2 protein-coding genes are annotated in these 1,576 nt (G+C 50.7%); both read left to right on the forward strand.

Annotation, left to right across the window (positions count from 1 at the left end):
- On the forward strand, positions 1 to 336 hold a 336-nt coding region (locus tag HWQ67_RS18065), incomplete at its 5' end, for a hypothetical protein (RefSeq protein WP_218254086.1).
- A gap of 37 nt (positions 337 to 373) precedes the next feature.
- The gene (locus HWQ67_RS18070) at positions 374 to 1,489 is read left to right on the forward strand and encodes a hybrid sensor histidine kinase/response regulator (protein ID WP_218254087.1); all 1,116 of its coding nucleotides are present in this window, start codon (positions 374 to 376) and stop codon (positions 1,487 to 1,489) included.
- Positions 1,490 to 1,576 lie beyond the last annotated feature (87 nt).

Genomic DNA, 1,576 nt, shown 5'->3' on the forward strand with positions numbered 1-1,576 from the left:
AACAAGAACAAAAAATTGTTTGACGAATCCCTGTCGGAAGTGATGCAATCACTGGCTGCCTTTGCGTCTCCTCCGGCCACAGCGGTTGCACCGACGCCGAAGGCAATCCACGACATGACAACCCTCGTGACACTGCTGCGGGAGTTGGCAGTGCTGTTGCGGGAACAGGACTCAAAGGCGGATACACTGTTGCAGCCGTTATCCACCCAACTGCGAGGCCAACCGGTGGAGGAGCTCCTTCAGGCGATGACGCAGAGGCTCAAGCACTACGACTATGAGGGTGCCTGTGAAACATTGACTGAAATTGCACAAACTGTTGGTGTTTCGCTGGATTAAGCGATGTTTGAGCGGAATAACCATCCAAGGAAGATTTATGATGAATACTGAGCCACTGAAACAAAAAATATTGATCATCGATGATGACCCCATGGATATTAATATTCTCAGGAGTATTCTGGAGGCTGATTATTCATTGAACATTGCCATTAACGGCAAGATGGGACTCAAGCGGGCCCAGTCGGCCCCGCACCCGGACCTGATTCTGCTGGATGTGATGATGCCGGAAATGGATGGTTTTGAGGTGTGCGAACGGTTGAAGGAAAGTCCAGAACTGCAAGAGATTCCGATTATTTTTATCACAGCCAAGGACAAGGTGGCAGACGAAACCAGAGCCTTCAAGGCGGGTGCAGTCGATTATATTCCCAAACCATTCAGCACACCGGTCGTCATGGCCAGGGTGGCCACCCACTTGGCCATGCATGCAGCCCACGTGCAGCTCAAGCAGCAATACATTTTTCTGCAGGAGATGGAAAAGTTGCGCAAGGATGTGGAGGCCATCTCCCGTCATGATCTGAAGACCCCGATCAACGGCATTCTGGGTTGTACGGAACTGTTGTTGCGGGGTCGCCGTTTTTCCGAAGAGCAATTGAATAAGTTTTATCTGTTGATCCATGAATCCGCCAATCAACTGCGGGAAATGGTCAATATGTCCCTGAACCTGATCAAAATGGAGCAGGGTCGATATGAGGCCACCCTGCAGCCCGTATCTTTGTTGCCCATTTTCCAGCGTATATTGACGGATCACCGCAGCGCGATAGAGAGAAGGCAGATCAAAACCCCCATTCTGGTGGATGCCCAGCCGGTGCAGGAGCAGCAGGTGTTCATGGTTCTGGGGGATGAAACGCTGTGCTATACCATGTTTGCCAACCTGCTCAAGAATGCCTTGGAAGCATCCGATACAGGCCAGACAGTGACCATTTCATTGAACAGCGGCCCAATGGCCACGATTGCCATACACAATCGTGCCGTAGTGCCAGCAGAGATTCGGGAAAAATTTTTTGAAAAATATGTCACACATGGTAAAAAGGGAGGAACGGGTCTCGGAACCTATTCATCCCGTTTGATGGCAGAAACGCAACGGGGAACCATCTCTCTGCACAGTTCCGATCTGGAGGGCACCACCGTAACCGTTGCTTTGCAACGCGGATGAGGAGCGAGTCATGCGAATTTTGATAGCAGATGATCACAGGGTTTACCGTGAAGTTTTGAAGGCCATGTTGCAACCTTACGGAGAGTG

It is taken from the genome of Candidatus Magnetobacterium casense (genome assembly GCF_019173545.1).
Lineage (GTDB): Bacteria > Nitrospirota > Thermodesulfovibrionia > Thermodesulfovibrionales > Magnetobacteriaceae > Magnetobacterium > Magnetobacterium cryptolimnobacter.

What these genes read in the sequence shown, in the direction of transcription:
- HWQ67_RS18070 (WP_218254087.1), top strand. Translation starts at nt 374, where the DNA reads ATGATGAATACTGAGCCACTGAAACAAAAAATATTGATCATCGATGAT.